General features: G+C 43.7%; 16 protein-coding genes. 7 read left to right on the forward strand and 9 right to left on the reverse strand.

The genetic code is table 11. The annotated features are described in order from the left end of the window. Positions 1-251: 251 nt before the first annotated feature. Together QWZ17_RS02265 and QWZ17_RS02270 are read right to left on the reverse strand one after the other, a co-directional pair. Positions 252-542 carry a type II toxin-antitoxin system RelE/ParE family toxin gene (locus QWZ17_RS02265; RefSeq protein ID WP_290303251.1) on the reverse strand — a complete coding sequence of 97 codons (291 nt, stop codon included), beginning with the start codon at positions 540-542 and terminating at the stop codon, positions 252-254. After that, a complete protein-coding gene (locus QWZ17_RS02270) occupies positions 535-750 on the reverse strand; it encodes an addiction module protein (protein ID WP_290303252.1) in 216 nt (71 codons plus the stop codon). The genes QWZ17_RS02265 and QWZ17_RS02270 overlap by 8 nt, the downstream gene beginning before the upstream one ends. Before the next feature lie 127 nt (positions 751-877). On the opposite strand from QWZ17_RS02270, the gene QWZ17_RS02275 reads away from it, so the two are divergent. Continuing rightward, positions 878-1,240, forward strand: coding sequence for a hypothetical protein (locus tag QWZ17_RS02275; RefSeq protein WP_290303253.1), 363 nt, complete (start codon positions 878-880; stop codon positions 1,238-1,240). Positions 1,241-1,273: 33 nt separating this feature from the next. Here QWZ17_RS02275 and QWZ17_RS02280 read toward each other — a convergent pair whose 3' ends face one another. After that, positions 1,274-1,651 carry a hypothetical protein gene (locus QWZ17_RS02280; RefSeq protein WP_290303254.1) on the reverse strand — a complete coding sequence of 126 codons (378 nt, stop codon included), beginning with the start codon at positions 1,649-1,651 and terminating at the stop codon, positions 1,274-1,276. 152 nt (positions 1,652-1,803) lie between these two features. On the opposite strand from QWZ17_RS02280, the gene QWZ17_RS02285 reads away from it, so the two are divergent. The 3 genes from QWZ17_RS02285 (at position 1,804) to QWZ17_RS02295 (ending at position 3,433) form a co-directional block, all read left to right on the forward strand. Continuing rightward, positions 1,804-2,142, forward strand: coding sequence for a single-stranded DNA-binding protein (locus tag QWZ17_RS02285; protein ID WP_290303255.1), 339 nt, complete (start codon positions 1,804-1,806; stop codon positions 2,140-2,142). A 221-nt stretch (positions 2,143-2,363) separates the two neighbouring features. Then, a complete protein-coding gene (locus QWZ17_RS02290) occupies positions 2,364-3,008 on the forward strand; it encodes a DUF1016 N-terminal domain-containing protein (RefSeq protein ID WP_290303256.1) in 645 nt (214 codons plus the stop codon). Continuing rightward, the gene (locus QWZ17_RS02295) at positions 2,993-3,433 is read left to right on the forward strand and encodes a DUF1016 domain-containing protein (protein WP_290303257.1); all 441 of its coding nucleotides are present in this window, start codon (positions 2,993-2,995) and stop codon (positions 3,431-3,433) included. The genes QWZ17_RS02290 and QWZ17_RS02295 overlap by 16 nt, the downstream gene beginning before the upstream one ends. A gap of 72 nt (positions 3,434-3,505) precedes the next feature. Here QWZ17_RS02295 and katG read toward each other — a convergent pair whose 3' ends face one another. Beyond that, the gene (gene katG, locus QWZ17_RS02300) at positions 3,506-5,746 is read right to left on the reverse strand and encodes a catalase/peroxidase HPI (RefSeq protein ID WP_290303259.1); all 2,241 of its coding nucleotides are present in this window, start codon (positions 5,744-5,746) and stop codon (positions 3,506-3,508) included. 221 nt (positions 5,747-5,967) lie between these two features. On the opposite strand from katG, the gene QWZ17_RS02305 reads away from it, so the two are divergent. Further along, positions 5,968-7,701 (forward strand): ATP-binding protein, encoded by a 1,734-nt coding sequence (locus QWZ17_RS02305; RefSeq protein ID WP_290303260.1) that lies wholly within the window; start codon positions 5,968-5,970, stop codon positions 7,699-7,701. 9 nt (positions 7,702-7,710) lie between these two features. Here QWZ17_RS02305 and QWZ17_RS02310 read toward each other — a convergent pair whose 3' ends face one another. The 4 genes from QWZ17_RS02310 to QWZ17_RS02325 all read right to left on the reverse strand — a co-directional run bounded on the left by QWZ17_RS02310 (position 7,711) and on the right by QWZ17_RS02325 (position 13,061). Then, positions 7,711-9,165 carry a PAS domain S-box protein gene (locus QWZ17_RS02310; RefSeq protein WP_290303261.1) on the reverse strand — a complete coding sequence of 485 codons (1,455 nt, stop codon included), beginning with the start codon at positions 9,163-9,165 and terminating at the stop codon, positions 7,711-7,713. A 66-nt stretch (positions 9,166-9,231) separates the two neighbouring features. Further along, on the reverse strand, positions 9,232-9,936 hold the full coding sequence (locus QWZ17_RS02315; protein ID WP_290303262.1) for an SDR family oxidoreductase: 705 nt from the start codon (positions 9,934-9,936) through the stop codon (positions 9,232-9,234). A 347-nt stretch (positions 9,937-10,283) separates the two neighbouring features. Further along, positions 10,284-12,056 (reverse strand): aromatic amino acid hydroxylase, encoded by a 1,773-nt coding sequence (locus tag QWZ17_RS02320; protein ID WP_290303263.1) that lies wholly within the window; start codon positions 12,054-12,056, stop codon positions 10,284-10,286. A 60-nt stretch (positions 12,057-12,116) separates the two neighbouring features. Then, complete coding sequence (locus tag QWZ17_RS02325; RefSeq protein ID WP_290303264.1) at positions 12,117-13,061, reverse strand: lysylphosphatidylglycerol synthase transmembrane domain-containing protein; 945 nt, start codon at positions 13,059-13,061, stop codon at positions 12,117-12,119. 204 nt (positions 13,062-13,265) lie between these two features. Here QWZ17_RS02325 and QWZ17_RS02330 point away from each other — a divergent pair, with 204 nt between their 5' ends. Continuing rightward, positions 13,266-14,135: a carbon-nitrogen hydrolase gene (locus QWZ17_RS02330; protein WP_290303265.1), complete on the forward strand. Its 870-nt coding sequence runs from the start codon at positions 13,266-13,268 to the stop codon at positions 14,133-14,135. 117 nt (positions 14,136-14,252) lie between these two features. Further along, complete coding sequence (locus tag QWZ17_RS02335) at positions 14,253-15,320, forward strand: agmatine deiminase family protein (protein WP_290303266.1); 1,068 nt, start codon at positions 14,253-14,255, stop codon at positions 15,318-15,320. 223 nt (positions 15,321-15,543) lie between these two features. Here the strand turns inward: QWZ17_RS02335 and QWZ17_RS02340 are convergent, their stop codons facing one another. Then, the gene (locus tag QWZ17_RS02340) at positions 15,544-18,336 is read right to left on the reverse strand and encodes a glycoside hydrolase family 2 protein (protein WP_290303267.1); all 2,793 of its coding nucleotides are present in this window, start codon (positions 18,334-18,336) and stop codon (positions 15,544-15,546) included. Between the last annotated feature and the right edge of the window lie 55 nt (positions 18,337-18,391).

Raw genomic sequence — 18,391 nt, forward strand, 5'->3', positions numbered from 1 at the left:
AAGCTATAAAGTTAAGAGAAAATTAGATAGAGAATAACTATCAAGCCATACGCCGAAAAAGGCTTTTGATCAGCGTTTAGTTCTGCCACAGAAAAGCTTTTTGAATTTTTACTTTTGAATTTTGAATTAAACCAATGGCGTTGCCTGCGGCCCGGGCTTTTTGCTCATACTGCACAGGCATTAATCGCGCCCCCCGCCCTTTTGCCTTCGCCCGGCCGGTATCCGCGTCAATCCCTAACGCGCTTGTCTGATCAAGAATGTTTAGGCTTCCTGCTTGTATGAAAAATAGAAGTTACAAATGTTTTGCGATTAACTTCATCAACCCAATAGATGATAATAAAGGGAAATTTGTTTAAAGAAGCGGCCCGTAGTTCTGATTTATATTTGACGGGGAAATGAAATGGATTTTGATATATCAGGTATAAATAATGGTCGATCTCCTTGTAAAATTTGTCACCTAAATCCGGAAGTTGTTCCTGATACCAATCGTAAGCTTCAGAAAGTTCATCTTCAGCTGCTAAAAGCAATTCAATCTCAAACACCTTCGTACTTTTTCCTGATCTCACTCCACGGGCGGGATGTAGTTTTACCGGCTAAAAAATCCTCTTTACGCTTAACCATTTCTTTTTCCTGCTCATCGGTTAATTGGTAATCATTGTCAGCATGGTATCGATAGTTCAAGCTATCTAAAAAAGCCAGAAGCACTTTTTTTTCCTGTTCGTTTTGAATGTCGATTGTCAACGTCTCCATAACCAAATTTAATCTTTATTTAGCTAATGTCCAAAAATTGAAAAATCCAAAAATCTGCTTAATCCCGGTTCAGAAAATAAAATCTACGATTACATTATTAATTTAGAGCAAAGGCAATCAATAAAGTATGATCAAGTATTTAACCGAAGAGCAGCTATTATCACTTTTAAAACTTGGCAAATCCGTTGAGCAATGGCTAACGCATGAAAAACATGACGGCTATACCGTACTAAAATGGCTAAGAATAGATAGGGAAAAAAACATGACATACAGTCTAAGCTATGTACAATGTTTTGACGATGGGAATGAAAACTTCTTTGACATCTACGAATTTTCGCCATTAAATCCCGATGAACCAGTCATTATAAACACTTTCGATTCTGCTGCCTACGCTTTAGAATTTGCGGACGCTACTTATGCAGCGTCAATAAGTCGTTATTTATCTGCCGGGATAATACAGGATGAATATAAAAACTACCTTCGCAGCTAAGCCCCAATGTATTCAAAATCTTAATACCAGATACTAATTACTTGACACTACTTTGCTTTCGTCCTTTTTCACCAACAGAACCTCATCCCCTTCTAAAAACAAGTAGCCATATTCATAGCAATAGAGATACACTGCTCCAGCTTTGGTTTGATAAACGCTGGTGATATAATCAAAATCGAACCCTTTTGCTGCCAGTTTTTTGCGGGTGGTTTTGGTTTTGCCGGTTGGGTTTAGTTCCTCCAATACACGGCGGTTGCGGCGCAATATATTGTTTATGTTACGTACCAGGTTATAGCTGTTGCTGTTAAGCTGGTTGTTGTAGTTGTTTCGGCATAGGTCGTTACAAAATTTTTTATCGGCACGCCCATGTAATGGTTCGCCGCAATCCAAACAGGTTCTTTCAGGATTCATGATTTAAAGTTAAACAATATTTTATCCGTTTGCAAACGCTTACAAACGGATACTATCGACTGTAAACGGTTATTACCCGGTTAATTTTTCGGCTTAGCCACACCTTTGTATCGTTAACTCAAACAAATAACAAACATTAAAAACATAAAACGATGAACACATTAAGAAACAGCGTGCGCCTGGTAGGCAACTTAGGTATGGACCCCGAAGTTAAAGTATTCGACACCAACAAAAAGATGGTACGCCTATCCATAGCCACCAACGAAAGCTACAAAAACGATAAAGGTGAAAAAATAACGGATACCACATGGCACAGCCTTATTTTTTGGAATACCGCCGCCAAGCTCGCCGAAGACCTGCTCAAAAAAGGCGACGAAGTAGCCGTAGAAGGCAAACTCACCAACCGCAGCTATACCGATAAAGAAGGCATCAAACGCTACGTATCAGAAATTGTAGTAAACGACTTTTTAAAAGTAGGCACTAAAGGCTGAAGAGCAAAAGCAGCCGCAACAGCCACCGAGCCCGAAACTGCCAGTGCAGGCATTGATGAAGAAAAGGCTAAAGAAGTAAAAAAGGTTTCGGGCCGGTGGTTTATAGCGCCGGTGAATAAAGAGGAAGAAAAATAGCGGGTGGAATTGCGAGTATTAAAGCTAATAAAAACTCATTGAGTTTGCCCCCTGCTTCTCATACTGGAAAACATCATTTTGTATTTATGGAAATTAAGGATTATCAATCTTTATTGACTGATGTAAAGTCAAAAATCCGCAAGGCCCAGGTTAAAGCCGCCCTTTCGGTTAATGCAGAAATGATTCGGCTTTATTGGGAAGTTGGCAAAGCGATAAAGAAAATTCAAAATGAAAAGGGTTGGGGCTCAACCGTTGTCGCAAGGTTAGCCAATGATATTAAAAATGAGCTTCCTGATGTTAAAGGATTTTCTGAACGGAACCTGCTATTTATGGTTCAGTTTTACAAGGAATACAGCACTCAAAACTCAATTGTGAAACAAGCCGTTTCACAATTAGAAACCGTCAATCATTCGGGGAGCGAATTTGTGAAACATCTTGTTTCACAAATTCCATGGGGACATAATATTTTGCTGATGCAAAAAATTAAAGACATTAAAGTGCGCCTTTGGTATATCAATCAAACCATTTCAAATGGCTGGAGCCGGGATGTGCTTTCATTAATGATAAAGAGCAATCTTCATCTGCGGCAAGGAGAGGCTATTAATAACTTTTCTAATACGCTGCCTCCTACACAATCCGATCTGGTAAAGGAAACGCTTAAAGATCCATACATTTTTGATTTCATCACAATAGCTCAATCATTTACGAACGTGAATTGGAAACAGAATTAGTTAAACACGTACAAAAGTTTCTGTTGGAGTTAGGCGCTGGCTTTGCCTTTGTAGGCCGGCAATATAAATTGGCCGTTAGCGATCAGGATTTTTACCTCGATCTTTTATTCTACCATCTTAAAATGCGATGCTTTGTGGTTATTGATTTAAAGCGGGGCGACTTTAAACCCGAATATGCAGGGAAGATGAATTTCTATTGTTCGGCCTTAGACGACTTGTTAAAACATCCAACCGACAAACCAACTATTGGCTTAATTCTTTGTCAAACAAAAAACAAAGTGATGGCAGAGTACGCTTTACGCGACATGAGTAAACCTATCGGCATTTCGGAGTTTGAATTAACGCGATCATTACCTACTAACCTGCGATCAAGTTTACCAACCATCGAAGAAATAGAAAACGAATTAAAACACAATTTAAATTAGCAGAAAGCCTTACGATAAACAAAGAGGTGGCCCATCATCCGGGCCACCTCTTCATATCAAAATTCAAAACGTTTATACTAAATCAAACCTGTCCAGGTTCATCACCTTGGTCCATGCGGCTACGAAATCACGAACAAATTTGTCTTTGGCATCAGCGCTTGCATATACTTCGCCAATAGCCCTAAGTTCTGAGTTTGAACCGAAAATAAGATCAACACGAGTGCCGGTCCATTTGATCTCGCCGCTGCTCCTGTCCGATCCGGTAAATATTTTTCCGGCATCTGAGGTTGCCTTCCAGGTGGTTGAGATATCCAGTTGATTTACAAAAAAGTCGTTAGTCAAAGCTCCGGTTTGTTTGGTGAATACACCATGCTGCGATCCATCGAAATTGGTATTCAACACTCGCAAACCACCAATCAGCACAGTTAATTCCGGCGCGGTGAGTGTTAATAGTTGGGCTTTATCAATCAGTAAAGCTTCGGCTGGTGCCGTATGGTGTGCTTTTAAATAATTGCGGAAACCATCGGCTGCCGGTTCCATGTATTCAAATGATTCTACATCGGTTTCTTCCTGGCTGGCATCGGCACGACCGGGCGTAAACGGCACAGTAATATCATGGCCGGCATTCTTGGCAGCTTTTTCTATACCTACCGATCCTCCTAAAACAATCAGGTCGGCAATGGAAACACTTTTTCCTGTGGTTTGCGTTGTGTTAAAGCCTTCTTGAATCCCCTCTAACACTGATAAAACCTTAGCAAGTTGCGCCGGGTTATTTACTTCCCAATCTTTTTGCGGGGCCAAACGCACACGTGCGCCATTAGCACCACCCCGTTTATCAGAACCGCGGAAAGTTGAGGCAGATGCCCAGGCTGTTGATACCAATTCAGATACGGTAAGGCCCGAATCTAATATTTTACCTTTCAGCGCGGCAATATCGCTATCATCAATCAGTTGATGTGTAACCGCCGGAATAGGGTCTTGCCAAATCAATACTTCTGCTGGTACATCCGGACCAAGATAACGGGCACGGGGGCCCATATCGCGGTGGGTAAGCTTAAACCAGGCACGTGAAAAGGCATCGGCAAACTCGGCCGGGTTTTCATGAAAATGCCTGGAGATTTTCTCATAGGCCGGATCTATGCGCAAAGCCATATCAGAGGTAAGCATAAACGGCGCGTGTTTCTTTTCAGAATCGTGCGCATCTGGTATAGTGCCGGCGCCAGCATCATCTTTAGGTTTCCACTGGTGTGCCCCACCCGATCCTTTGGTTAACTCCCATTCGTAACCAAACAGGTTATCAAAAAAGCTGTTGCTCCATTGTGTAGGGGTTTGTGTCCAGGCACCTTCCAATCCGCTGGTAATGGTGTAGCCCGCGTTGCCTGTACCGTATGAGTTTTTCCAGCCCAGGCCTTGCTCCTCAATACCTGCACCGGCGGGCTCTTTGCCAACATACTGGCCGGGATCGGCAGCACCGTGGGTTTTGCCAAAGGTGTGGCCACCGGCAATAAGCGCGACTGTTTCTTCATCATTCATCGCCATACGGCCAAATGTTTCACGGATATCCCGGGCAGAGGCCAGTGGATCGGGGTTGCCGTTGGGGCCTTCGGGGTTTACGTATATCAAGCCCATTTGCACAGCGGCAAGCGGGTTTTCCAGTTCACGCTCTGGTGTATAGCGGGTATCGGCTAGCCATTCTTTTTCAGAACCCCAGTATACATCCTCGGCTGGCTCCCACACATCGGCCCTGCCCCCGCCAAAACCAAAAGGTTGTAAACCCATTGATTCCAATGCGCAATTGCCGGTAAGGATCATCAAATCGGCCCAGGATATTTTTTTACCATATTTTTGTTTGATAGGCCAAAGTAACTGGCGGGCTTTATCCAAATTAGCATTATCGGGCCAACTGTTTAAGGGCGCAAAACGCTGGGTGCCAAAACCCGCGCCACCACGGCCATCAGATACCCGGTAAGTACCGGCGCTATGCCACGCCATGCGGATAAAGAACGGGCCATAATGACCATAATCGGCCGGCCACCATTCCTGCGAATCGGTCATCAGCTCAAAAAGATCTTTTTTCACGGCTGACAAATCAAGACTTTTAAATTCTTCGGCATAATTAAACCCCTCATCCATAGGATTAGATAATGAAGAGTTTTGACGAAGAATGTTCAATTTTAATTGGTTTGGCCACCAATCGCGGTTGCGGGTACCCTCACCCGCGCTTTGTTTTAATGAACCATTTAAAAAGGGGCATTTCGCCGCGCTGGCACTGTTAACATCACTGAGTTTGCTGTGATCTTTGTGGTTTTCCATAATTTATAGCGTTCATAAGTTTATCCTTAAAATTAAGGAAATCTAAACGGAGATAGCAAGTTAAGTTTTTGGCATTTGTTATTTGTGACATTAAAATTAAAGCACAGCCATATTTGTGTATTGCAAGTTTAGCTGTTTAAAGTGTCATATGTGCTTGCCGGCAACCTTCAATTGCCAATACAAATAGTATATTTGAAAGCAAAGCCTACCAATACTTACCTATGAACCCCGAACAGATGCACATGTTTGAAGCTGTCTTTAACCAGGTTGCTTTTCCTATTACTATTATTAAACCCAATGCGCCTCATTTCACTATTATAGCCATGAACGAGCAACGCAAAAAAGCGTCGCCAACGCCGCCAGATCAATTGATTGGGAAAGACACCTTCGATGCCTTCAAATCATGGGATAAAAACAGCGAAGAGCAACTGGAACTGTTGAGAAAAGGTTTCATGACGGTAATAGAAGAAAAAAGGCAGGTTAAATTGCCCCTGCTATATTTTGAACTCCCGGTTAAAGACGCGCCGCCTATACGCGGATGGGCACAAACCGAAATTATGCCAATTTTTGACAGCAACGGTAATGTGGAGTATTTATTGAGTATGGGACGTGATGTTACCGAGCGTGAATTAAACCGGTTAGCTTTAGCGGAAGCAAGAGAAAAAGAACTGGCCCTGAGCGAGGAACTGGCGGCCATGAATGAAGAACTGGAAAGCATAAACGAAGAATTAAAAAGATCAAATGATGATTTGCAAAGCGCGAATGAAGAGTTAGCATGTATCAACGAAGAATTTGCTGTTACCAACGAGCATCTTTCATTAAGCAATAGCTTGCTTGAGCAATCGCGCCAAAACCTGCAGGATTTGAATGCCGAACTGGAAGACAGGATATTAACCCGCACCAAAGCGCTGGCCGATAGCGAAACTCGTTTCCGCACCATGTTTGAAACCATATCGCACATGGCCTGGACCATCAGTGACAAGACAGAAGCTACATTTTTTAATAAAAGCTGGCACAATTATACCGGGCTGAATTTTGAAAACAGCAAAGGTTACGGCTGGGAAGCTATACTGCACCCCGATGATATTGATGCCACGATAAGCAAATTCAGAGATGTGCAAGCGGGCTTAAAAGATAGCGGCGAGATTGAAAACAGGTTTAAAAGTTACGACGGCATATACCGCTGGCATTTAACGCGGATAGTGCCTGTAAAAAACGATAGTGGAGAAACAGAAATGTGGATTGCCACCGCTACAGAAATTAACCAGTTAAAAGAATTGCAACAGCAAAAGGATGATTTTATCAGCATAGCCAGTCATGAATTAAAAACGCCTATAACAAGTTTAAAGGGGGCTCTTCAATTACTGGAAAGATTGGTTAACGAGCCCGCCTCGCCCCTTATTCCTAAGCTTATCAAACAATCAAGTAGGAGTATGTACAAAATAAGCGCGCTTGTGGAGGATTTGCTTAACCTGAGCAGGATAAGCCAAAACCGGCTAAAATTAAATAAATCGGCATTTAATCTTAAAAGCGCCTTAGTAGCCTACTGTAATGAAATGCGGTTGGCCGATCAGTTTAAGGTAATTATAAATGGCGATGATAACATAGAGGTATTTGCCGACGAACATCAGATTGACCAGGTTTTAGCCAACTTTGTAAACAATGCAGTTAAGTATGCGCCGCTTTCAAAAGAGATCCTGGTTACGATAGCAAAAACCGACAACACTGCTAAAGTAACCGTTACAGATAAAGGCCCGGGCATTGCGGCAAACCAACTGGATCATGTATTTGAACGTTATTACCGTGTAGAAACATCAGATTTCCAATCGTCGGGCCTGGGGTTAGGTTTGTACATCAGCGCCGAAATCATTAAACAACACGAGGGTGAAATAGGCGTTAACAGCGAATTGGGAAAAGGCAGTAGCTTTTGGTTTAGTATACCGGTAAACTCGTAATAATCTGCTTTAGTCTTTTAACTCCTCTACGGTCACGGTACTCGCCTTCATGTAAATTGTTTTTTCAACAATATTGTGAATTACATCGTCCAATTCCAGTGCAGAAGTATCCAGGTGGGTAATAATCTCGTGGTTGAGGGGGTTCAGCATATCATCCCGGTCGAACAGGTTTACCAGGCCAAGAATTGTGGCTACCGGTCGCCTCAATTCATGCGAGCTGATATTGGCAATAGAGTGTAGGCGGTTATTTTGCTCCAATATATTTTCTTCGTACTTTTTGCTTTCAATTAAAACCCGTAAAATATTAACAGTACGATCTATTATCTGTAATTCATCATTGGTGGGCTCGCGCTTACTGGTATAATAAATGCCAAAAACAGCCAATACCTTAGTGCCTTTTGAACTGATCACCGGGGTTGACCAACAGGCTTTGAGCCCAAACGGCCTTACCATATCGGCATAAATGGCCCAAACAGGATCATGCTCAATATCGTTTACAATTACCTGTTCGCGATGATAAACGGCTTTACCGCATGAGCCGTGGTCGGGCCCAACTGGCAAGCCTTCCAACTGATCGCAATAGGCTTTGGGCAAACGGGGAGCGGCAAGGTTATGTAATGTTTCCTGTGCATCGTTAACCTCCAAAACCGAACAGATCATATCCGGAAAAATATCCTCTATACCTTTAAGCAGTTCGTTTGTAGTTTGGGCCAATGAGTATTGCGTAGTCGCGCTTAATTCCAATACCTTTTTTTCCAACCCTAAAACCCATTCCTGGATCTTTATTTCGGTAATATCCCTTATAAAAACTGCCAGTTGATTATGATAAGGATACACATTAATGCGCAGCCAGGCATTTGTGCGAATATTTAAATATTGTACCTGTGTTGATTTTTTGGCTTTAAGCGATCTCTCAAATTCGCATATCACATCAGGAATTAAACCCAGGCTCTCAATATTATTAAAACCTATCTGCTCAAGTACATCGGAATTTAAATTGGTAAGCGCCTGAAAAGCGGGATTAAAAGCTTTGATTTGCCAGTTCTCATCAAGCACTATGAAGCCCTCGTTAAGACTTTGAATGGTGTGCTGTACAATTTCGTCATTTGCCGATGATGATGGCGCGGGCATATCCATCCGCGGGTTACCTGTTGAATAAATCAGATTATCGCCGTTTAAGATGATTGACCAGGTTACGCTGTAGTAGCAGCCATCTTTTGCCTTTACCCTGCTTTGATACCCAACAAGCTTTTTATTGGCCATAAGGCTGCCAATTGATTCGTCCCTGCGTTCTTTATCAGCGGGGTGGCAAATATCGGCAATATTGATACCGGCCAACTCGGCTTCGGTATAATTAAAGAGGTTTTGAAACGAGGGATTGGTGTGCAATATCACCCCGTTCATATCCATCACAAAAAATATATCTTTTGAATGTGTAAAAAGCGATGTGAATCTGGTATCCATATCAGGTTATTATGGCGTATTACATATAACTAAGTTATACATTTTTTGCAATAACCTAATATTATTTTAAGGAGTACTTACCGCTACAGGCAAAACCTTCCCGTTAAAGAATTTATGCCCGGTAAGCGCGAAATCGGCAATGTACTTGCCCATTTCAAAAGCCAATACCGGCGATTGATAACCCGGAAAAGCTTTCTCCAACATTTCTGTTTGCGCCGATCCTAAAGCCAGGCAATTTACTTTAATATCCTGCTCCACAAGTTCCTGCGCCAAACACTCTGTTAAAGTGTGTAATGCCGATTTACTTGCCGAGTAAGCGGCTAATCCCGGGAACTTGGCACTACCCTGGAAACCGCCCATGCTGCCAATATTCAGGATATGCCCACCTGCTGGAATTAAAGGCAACAAGGCTTGTATAATGCGCACATGCCCTATGAAGTTGCTTTGCAACATCTCTACAAAATCGGCTTCCAGCAATTCAGTAAAAGGCTTGTTAACTAATACGCCGGCGTTGTTGATCAAAATATCTGTACGATTATCAAAGTTTGCTTCTATAAACTGAAGCAAGCCTTCATAATCATCATGTACAATATCAAACTTAAGCGCGTATAACTGGCAATCGGGGTTTAACCCGCCTGCTATTTCAAGCAAACGCTCCAGTTTGTCCTGTGATCGCGCCAACGCGATCACTTTATGCTTGCCCGATAATATCAGTTCAATTACAGCTTCAAATCCTACGCCGCTGCTGGCGCCTGTTATAATGATGTTCATAAGTTGAGACCTGTAACGGGATAAATATTTTATAAACTATGTCCCATAATGTTTTGTAAATCCACACAAACACTGGCTTTGAACGCTGGCGAAGACTCACCCGGCTACGCTGCGCTGGCCACCCTCTCTTCACCTGCGGTGGAAAGAGGGGCTTGAAAATCTGCTAACCTTCATCTGCGTACAACATCCACCGTTCAAACCCCTCTTTCCGGCGAAGCCGAAGAGAGGGTGGCGGGCGTAGCCTCGCCGGGTGAGTCTTCTACGCAAGACAATTTACGTTATATCCAATTTAATAGCCACCGGATTTCTAATACCCCAGTGAAATATATGGAATAGTTATTGGGTGCCTAAAATACCAATTTTTGCTCAACGGGATGACTTATCAAATAAAAACCATCGGCAATCAATTTTTTAAGCTCGGGCTGATCTTTTGATTTTTGTTGAAGGAAGTTTCTAATCTCTGTTGAAAGTGCCGGCTCTATTTCTTCGTGTTCCAACAGTTCTAATATTTCCATGGCGCAAAGCCAGTCATCGTGATGGTCCTGTTGCAGGCGCTGCCAAACGTTTCCTAAAAAGCCGTAATCGCCTTGTTTTTGGCGGCAATCGCGCACCTGCTGATATAATTTATGCAGTTCTTTGCTTTTAACATCATACTCCACATGATGGGTGGCCGTTTTTGATTTATAAACAACTTCTTCAAATGCTTCCTTATCGGCCGCACCGCAAAATACAGAAGTGATGCTTTCACCCACAGCCATATCGTAAACACCCCAGGATGGATCAAACAAAATGTTGCCCTGCCTATCTGTAATTGTACAATCAACAAAAGTGATCAATTGCGTTTTCCCTTCGAATGCAAGGATAGCTTTCACTTTGCCTTTAACCGTAATGCCGCTTTCAAAATTTAATTCGACATTGTTGCCTACCATGATGCCCATGCCGGTAAGTTCATCGGCACTAAGTACTTCTAAAACAATTTCGCCTTTAAGCTTACCTACAGGTGAGCTAAAGCCGTCTTTATGATAGTTTTTATCGTGTCCCTTTAACTGTTTATTGTTATAAGCCAAAGCCGTACCACCTGTTGTTTTAATAAAATATGGGTTGCCTGCAGCATCTACCTTAAAATCGGTAACAGTGCCCGATACCTGCAAACCCGAGCTATAAACCACGGTGCAGGTATTTTTACTCTCCAATGCTTTGCCCAGGCCATAAGCACCACCCTTTCTGAATGACATGGTATTGGCAAACTCTTCCAGTACATCTATCAGGTTTTGAAAAGTCGGGGTTACAAAAAGCTGGGGCTGGGTTTTGGTGATATCGTAACTGTAATTAACCGCGTCGATAGTGTATCCAATCTTTTTTACTTCTGTCATCATGCAGCTGGCACTTTCGCCTATGGATGAGAGCAAGCCGGCACCGTAGATCTTTGGGTTTTCTAAAGTACCGATCAAACCATACTCTACCGTCCACCAATGCAGGCGGCTCAGCAGGGCCATTTCAGACGGCTCGCCCATATTCTCCTGCCTAAAAGCTACCAATTCATCTGCTTTTTTTATTTCTTCTGGATCAGCATCGGGCATTTCTTTTAATATCGATAGCGCCCTGATAGCTTCATACAATTCAAAATCCTGGGCCGAGAACATAGCCTTTGCCCCTATCGATCCAAAATAACTCAAATATTCGTGGTAATCTTTATCCGCGATAATGGGTGCGTGCCCGGCAGATTCATGAATGATATCCGGTGCAGGCGTATACTCTATATGGCGCGACTGCCGAATATCGGCCGCGATAACCAACACCCGATAAGCCTGGTATTCCATAAAAGCGGCAGGTGGTATAAAGCCATCAACCGTAACAGCCCCCCAGCCAATTTTTGCCAGGGCATTGTTCATTTCCTGCAAATTGGGAATGCGTTCGATAGTAAGACCGGCTTTGGTTAGGCCGGGAATGTATGGGTAATAGGCAACATCTTTAAGATAACTATAATTTTGACGCATTACATAACGCCAAACGGCATGATCTATAGGGGTATAATGCTCGTAATGCTGGTCGACTATAAATTGTTTTAAATGACCGGGCAAGGCCGCAACCTGCGGATTATTAAAATCATTAAAGCTCATTTACGTTTAATTGGTTTAAAACACAACGTAAAATTAGCCAATTAGGTTTACCGGCAAACTTTAATTTTCGGGCGTTTCCTCAATATCGGGTAGGCCAGCCTGCAATCTATCGGTACGGAAAACGTAGTAAACGCCTAACAACGCCACCACTATAGAAATGAGGTAAAACGTAAAACTAAGGTAAACAGCCATATCCGCAGTGAGGTGAAATGGTTTGGCCAGGTTTACAAAAATGGCATCCCTAACCCCGCCGCCACCTAAGCTAAACGGAATAATAGAAGCCAGTGCCGATATCAGGAACGATAACAGATATGGTGCAAATTTGCCGCTAAAATCCTGTGCCAGCAGCAAACATACTATGCAAAGCAACTGCATCCCCTGTACGCCGATGGCTTTTAAATGCGCAGCAAAAAAGTTATGCGTGTATTCCCTGAAAAACTTACGGGCTACCGTGTAATAAACAATAGAACCTACAACCAATAAAGCCACCGGAACACGCAGGCCAACCAGGTCTGAGATATGAGGAATGAGAATAATAAGCACAACAGTGATTAAGCCAATGGCCCAAAAACCACTCAACCTATCAAATAAGATAGCCCAGAAAACTTTTTTGGCAGGTAGTTTATAGTTTTTGTGCAGCAGGTAAATTTTATAGCCGTCGCCACCTATACCGCCGGGTAGCAGCACGTTGTAACACAGCCCCAAAAAGTAAAGACGAAGGTTAAAGCGATAATCGAGCCGTAAACCTATCGATTTAAAGAAACTCAATAACCTCCATGCCGAAAACAACATCGACCCAAAATAGCATAACACAGCAGCGGCAACCCAGGCTTTGTTGGCGTGTATCAGGCGGTCTTTAAATTTGGCGAAGGGTACTTTACTAAATACCCAATACAGCAACCCGCCGGTAACTACAACTATCAGGATAATTTTAACTACGCTCCAAAGCTTGCCTTTCCAGGTTTTATGCTCGGTGCCTTCGTCAATTATTTCTTCTTCTGTCATTTGGGCGCAAAGCTAATTATTTGATGGCACACATCCACCGTTTTTTAAAGTACTGCAACAACAGCCGTGTAACATTGTTTAAACAGTAAAGATAAGCAGGCAAAATGTAGCTTGTGTAACCGGCAAATCAAATCAGTGTAATCATATCATAATGGGTACAATCATAAAATCAGAATTGTTATTTTTGCGCAAATTTTAAATGGTATGAGTAAAGTAAAAGTTGGCATTGTGCAAATGACCTGTACTGCAGATAAGCAGCAGAACCTGCAAAAGGCTATTGTTAAAGTAAGGGAAGCGGCAGCCAAAGGCGCGCAGGTAGTTTGTTTACAGGAACTATTTACCTCGCTTTATTTTTGCGATGTGGAAGACTACGACAATTTTAAACTGGCCGAAGCCATCCCTGGTCCGTCAACAGATGAACTATCAAAACTTGCCGCCGAGTTAAACGTGGTGATCATCGCTTCGTTGTTTGAAAAACGCGCCCAAGGCGTTTATCACAATACCACTGCTGTATTAGATGCTGATGGTAGCTACCTTGGCAAATACCGTAAAATGCACATACCGGATGATCCGGGTTTTTACGAAAAATTCTATTTCACCCCCGGCGATTTAGGGTACAAAGTATTCAATACCAAATACGGCGGGTTAGGTGTGTTGATCTGCTGGGATCAATGGTACCCAGAGGCAGCCCGCATTACCGCGTTGATGGGTGCCGATATCCTGTTTTATCCAACTGCCATCGGCTGGGCTACCACCCAGGACGAGGCTACCAATATTGAACAATACAATGCATGGCAAACCATTCAGCGTTCACACGCGGTTGCCAATGGCATCCACGTAGTAAGCGTTAACCGTGTAGGCGAAGAAGCCGGCGTTAAATTTTGGGGCGGTTCATTCTTCGCCAATCCGTTCGGCGCAATTATTCACCAAACCTCGCATGATGAGGAAGAAGTGGTAGTACAGGAACTGGATTTAGATAAATCTGATTACTACCGCAGCCACTGGCCGTTTTTAAGGGACAGGAGGATTGATTCATATCAGCCAATTACTAAGCGTTTATTGGACGAAGACTAAACCAACTTGCCGCGTCATTGCGAGGAACGAAGCAATCCCCGATAAGCAGAGCCGCTCTGTACAGTTTGGGATTGCTTCGTTCCTCGCAATGACGGGTGCTTTATACCAATTACCATTATGAGCCAAAACATTTCTACTAACATATTCCCGGCGCAGCAAGGGTTTTCATTCCCTGCCGAATGGGCTAATCATACTGCCACCTGGCTTTCATGGCCTCACAAGGAAGCTTCATGGCCGGGTAAAATCGATTTGATTTACCCTGGATACATTGAATTTATCAAAGTGTTAACCAAGGGTGAATTAGTACGCATCAATGTTGTTGATGCAGCGATGAAGGCCTCGGTTGCTTTTCAGCTGCAAAATGCGGCTGTGGATATGAGCAAAATCGAGATTTTTGAATTTGCTACCAATGATGCCTGGTGTCGTGATCATGGTCCGGCGTTTTTGATTAATGCGGATACTAAACAAAAAGCCATTGTTGACTGGGGCTACAACGCCTGGGGTGGTAAATATCCGCCGTTCGATTTAGATGATGTGATCCCTACCAAAATCGGCAATCATTTTGGTTTGCCTGTATTTAATCCGGGCATTGTAATGGAAGGTGGCTCTGTCGATTTTAACGGCAAAGGCACTATTTTGACCACCACCGCCTGCCTGCTCAACAAAAACCGCAACCCGCACCTTAACCAGGATCAGATTGAAGGCTACCTGCGTAACTTTTACGGCGCCGAACAAATTTTATGGTTAGGCGATGGCATTGTTGGTGACGACACCGACGGCCACATTGATGATATTACCCGTTTTGTAAACGAGGATACCGTTGTAACCGTTGTCGAAGAGAACAAAAACGATGATAATTACCACCTATTGCAAGAGAACCTGGAAGCCCTTAAAACCATGCGCCTGCTTAACGGCAAACAGCTAAACGTTGTTGAACTACCCATGCCCGAGGCTGTGATTTATGAAGATACCCGCCTGCCGGCTTCATACGCCAATTTCTACATTGCAAATTCGGCTGTAGTGGTGCCTACTTACCGATCTGTAAATGATGATAAAGCTTTACAGATCATCCAGCAATGTTTTCCTGACCGCGAGGTGGTAGGGATCGATTCAACAGATATTATCTGGGGATTGGGTAGCTTCCATTGTTTGAGCCAGCAGGAGCCGAGCCCCCCAGCCCCCTAAAGGGGGAGCTTTTGATTTAGTTCCTTATTATTTAAATATATAAACCAAACGCCCGGCAAAATTCCGGGCGTTTCTTATTTTCCGCTGCTCAGCTGCCGCAAGGCTCTGCCTTGTGGTCCGCATTTAGGTTGCCGAGATGTCCTATCCTGAAATAGTCCTTTGTCTAAAAGTCCTTTGTCCTTTTTCCAAAGAGTCCTTTATCTTTTATCCATAAATCATTACTCTATTTTGCAGCTAACGTAACAACTTGCTTGTCCAAATTCCAGCCTTCCAATAAGATGGTTGGGGTCACGTTACCCAATTTGGCTGCCGGGGCAGTTACCGATACGGTTGTGCTTTCGTGCGGGCCCAAGGTAAAATAGTTGCCTGTCCAGTAGCTTGGCATAATTTCTTCGCCATTTTTCATGAGTTGGGGGCGTACAAAAAACGCTACTTTGTTTGATGTGTTGGTGAATTGAACAGTCCACTTGCTTTCTACAGCGCCTTTCTCGGTTTTGATAATTTGGGCACTTACCTGGGCATGTTTCATGTCGTTCAGTGTTTTAAATTCATCCGTTGCCGATAGCCAGTATGCGTTATGAGATACCGCTTTGCCGGTTGTCGTTTTCAGGTTGAGGATTACAAAACTTACGCCTTGTGTACCTGCTAACACATCCTTCAATTGCATAATTTCCTGTACTCCGTTTGTGGCCAAACCCACATGATCTAACTTAATAGATTTGATAAGCTTGCTATCAATATCAAAAACATCGACAGTAGCGGTTAAGCTGCCTGTTGCGTGATGGGTACGGTTAATAATAGCCACGCTCGAATTATCGTAATTATACTGGATATGTACCGGCTCGCAAGCGTTTTGCATACTGTAATAGCCCGCGTTTGGCTCCAGGTACCAATCGTAAATCTGCCATATTACGCTTGGCAACGCTGCGTTCAGCTTCCAGAGCATTACACCGCCGGTTTCGTTCAGTTTATGGCCATCGGCCTCAAAAATTCCCTGGTAGCCAATATAGTTCAGGAACTGCATTTTATCAGAGAAATTGACAATGCTGCTTGGCGCGCCATAACGTTTAACCATTTCCTCGTAATACTTATCATACTGACCGGCCCCTGTGGCGGCATCATGATACCCCCAGCTATTGTTAAGCGGGAAAGGCAAACTTTTGTCCCAGGTAAGGTTAGGGATTATTTTAGGCAGCGTGGTATATGGCGGTTGCGATGGCAAGCCGGTTTCATCCTTAAACACCCAATCGTGCGCTAAATCGGCCAGTTTGTAATATTCTTTAGGATCTTTCCAGGCATACGGGCCACCGCTGTATACGCCCGATGGCATATCATCCGGCCATGAGCCTTTCCAACCTTCGGGCAGCTTAGCAAAACCCGATGAACTTGGGATAAACGGACGGGTGCCATCTAACTCAATAATATCATTGCGCATCTTGTCGTACAGTTCTTTACGGGCATGGCCTTCATTACCACCTGTCCACACCAATAAACTTGGATGGTTACGGATGCGGTAAATAGTACTCTCTACGTTTTTAACAAATACGCTGCCTTCCAAAGGCCAGTCCGGCGAGCCTTTAAACTCGCCCTGGGTATCGCCGGTAATCCAAAAATCGGACCATACCATCTGTCCATATTTATCAGCGGCGTTCCAAAACGCGTCGGGCTCTGTTACCCCTCCACCCCAAATCCGTACCAGGTTAACGTTGGCATTGCGGCATAAGTGCATTTCGTAATCATACCTGGCCGAATCGCGGTTCACCATCATATCCGGAACCCATGCACCACCTACCAGGTGTACCAGTTTGCCGTTCACGTAAAATTGCCTGCGAACAAAGCCATTCACTTTTTCGGCTTTTGATGATACCATGCGCACCCCAAAAACAAAAGTAGTGTCGTCGCTTATGCCTTTAGCATCGGCATATTGCAGGCGTATGCGGTATAAATTGGCTTTACCGTAACCATTGGGCCACCATAATTTAGGCTGATGAATAACCAGCTGATTGATCTGATCGGCATTTAAATCAACAGTTTTACCAGAGTTCGCCGCAACCGAAACGGCTTGCGTAAACTGCACCGGCAAACCTGTAAAGTTTTCGGGCTTTATGCTGATGGTAAGCTTGCCCGTATTTGCAACAGATGTATTGTTTGATAGCGTAAGCTTTAAAGATAGTTTAGCCGTACTGGTATCGGGCAGGTTTGGCAAAGTGGTTACCAGTTTTGGCCGGCCAATGGTTACCGCTCCTGTAGTACGCAAATACACCGGTTGCCAGATACCCATGTTACGATCGCGCACCGGCGGAATCCAATCCCATCCCGCAGAACACAGCATGGTTACGTTTTTGCCGATATCCCCCGTAGGGCCACCGTTTTCATAAAACGGACCTAACGCCTGCAATTGCTCCTTAGCCGGATAACCGGGATAATCTAAAGGATATATTTTAACGGCCAGCGCGTTTTCACCACCAGCGTTGATGGCATTGCTTACATCAAGGTTATGCTCGGCAAACATGCCCGCCATCTGCGTGCTATCGGCAATTTGTTTACCATTTAAATATACTGCCGCGCGGTAGTTGATACCCTTAAATATCAACTGAAATTGTTTGCCTTTGTCGGCAGCCGCTACTTTAAAAGTGGTGCGATACCAGTAAGGCTTTTTCCATGGATTTGGGTCATTAGGCAAATGGCTGTATTGCTCCAGGTTATATTCTTTATTAAACTGGTCCGATGCATCCGGGATCAGCATATTATTTAAGCCCTGGTACGGATCGGGATAGATCTTATTAGCTACCAAACCGGTCAGCACAGTTGAAGGCACCTTAACCGGAAACCAATACACCGGCGAATGGTATTTATCAGAAGAAAGTTCGGCACCGGTAGCGGTTACCAGCGACGAAGATTGCAAATCAAAATTAGTGAGCTTAACCTGTTTCACCGTGCCCGACTGCGCCATTAAAGAGGCCGGTATTATCCCGATAGCCAGGGCGCTTAACGCCGCATAAATAGTTTTTTTCATCAAAAGGATTTTTTAGCCGGATAGCATAGGGCATACCTTTTAAATAAGGAAATTA

Source organism: Mucilaginibacter flavus (genome assembly GCF_030409315.1).
Lineage (GTDB): Bacteria > Bacteroidota > Bacteroidia > Sphingobacteriales > Sphingobacteriaceae > Mucilaginibacter > Mucilaginibacter flavus.

Bases quoted from the DNA above. Each gene is read 5' to 3' on its own strand.
- QWZ17_RS02285 (WP_290303255.1), top strand. From the start codon at position 1,804: ATGAACACATTAAGAAACAGCGTGCGCCTGGTAGGCAACTTAGGTATG.
- QWZ17_RS02310 (WP_290303261.1), bottom strand. From the start codon at position 9,165: ATGGATACCAGATTCACATCGCTTTTTACACATTCAAAAGATATATTT.
- QWZ17_RS02280 (WP_290303254.1), bottom strand. From the start codon at position 1,651: ATGAATCCTGAAAGAACCTGTTTGGATTGCGGCGAACCATTACATGGG.
- QWZ17_RS02335 (WP_290303266.1), top strand. From the start codon at position 14,253: ATGAGCCAAAACATTTCTACTAACATATTCCCGGCGCAGCAAGGGTTT.
- QWZ17_RS02320 (WP_290303263.1), bottom strand. From the start codon at position 12,056: ATGAGCTTTAATGATTTTAATAATCCGCAGGTTGCGGCCTTGCCCGGT.
- QWZ17_RS02340 (WP_290303267.1), bottom strand. From the start codon at position 18,336: ATGAAAAAAACTATTTATGCGGCGTTAAGCGCCCTGGCTATCGGGATA.
- QWZ17_RS02330 (WP_290303265.1), top strand. From the start codon at position 13,266: ATGAGTAAAGTAAAAGTTGGCATTGTGCAAATGACCTGTACTGCAGAT.
- QWZ17_RS02325 (WP_290303264.1), bottom strand. From the start codon at position 13,061: ATGACAGAAGAAGAAATAATTGACGAAGGCACCGAGCATAAAACCTGG.
- QWZ17_RS02315 (WP_290303262.1), bottom strand. From the start codon at position 9,936: ATGAACATCATTATAACAGGCGCCAGCAGCGGCGTAGGATTTGAAGCT.
- QWZ17_RS02290 (WP_290303256.1), top strand. From the start codon at position 2,364: ATGGAAATTAAGGATTATCAATCTTTATTGACTGATGTAAAGTCAAAA.
- QWZ17_RS02270 (WP_290303252.1), bottom strand. From the start codon at position 750: ATGGAGACGTTGACAATCGACATTCAAAACGAACAGGAAAAAAAAGTG.
- katG (WP_290303259.1), bottom strand. From the start codon at position 5,746: ATGGAAAACCACAAAGATCACAGCAAACTCAGTGATGTTAACAGTGCC.
- QWZ17_RS02305 (WP_290303260.1), top strand. From the start codon at position 5,968: ATGAACCCCGAACAGATGCACATGTTTGAAGCTGTCTTTAACCAGGTT.
- QWZ17_RS02275 (WP_290303253.1), top strand. From the start codon at position 878: ATGATCAAGTATTTAACCGAAGAGCAGCTATTATCACTTTTAAAACTT.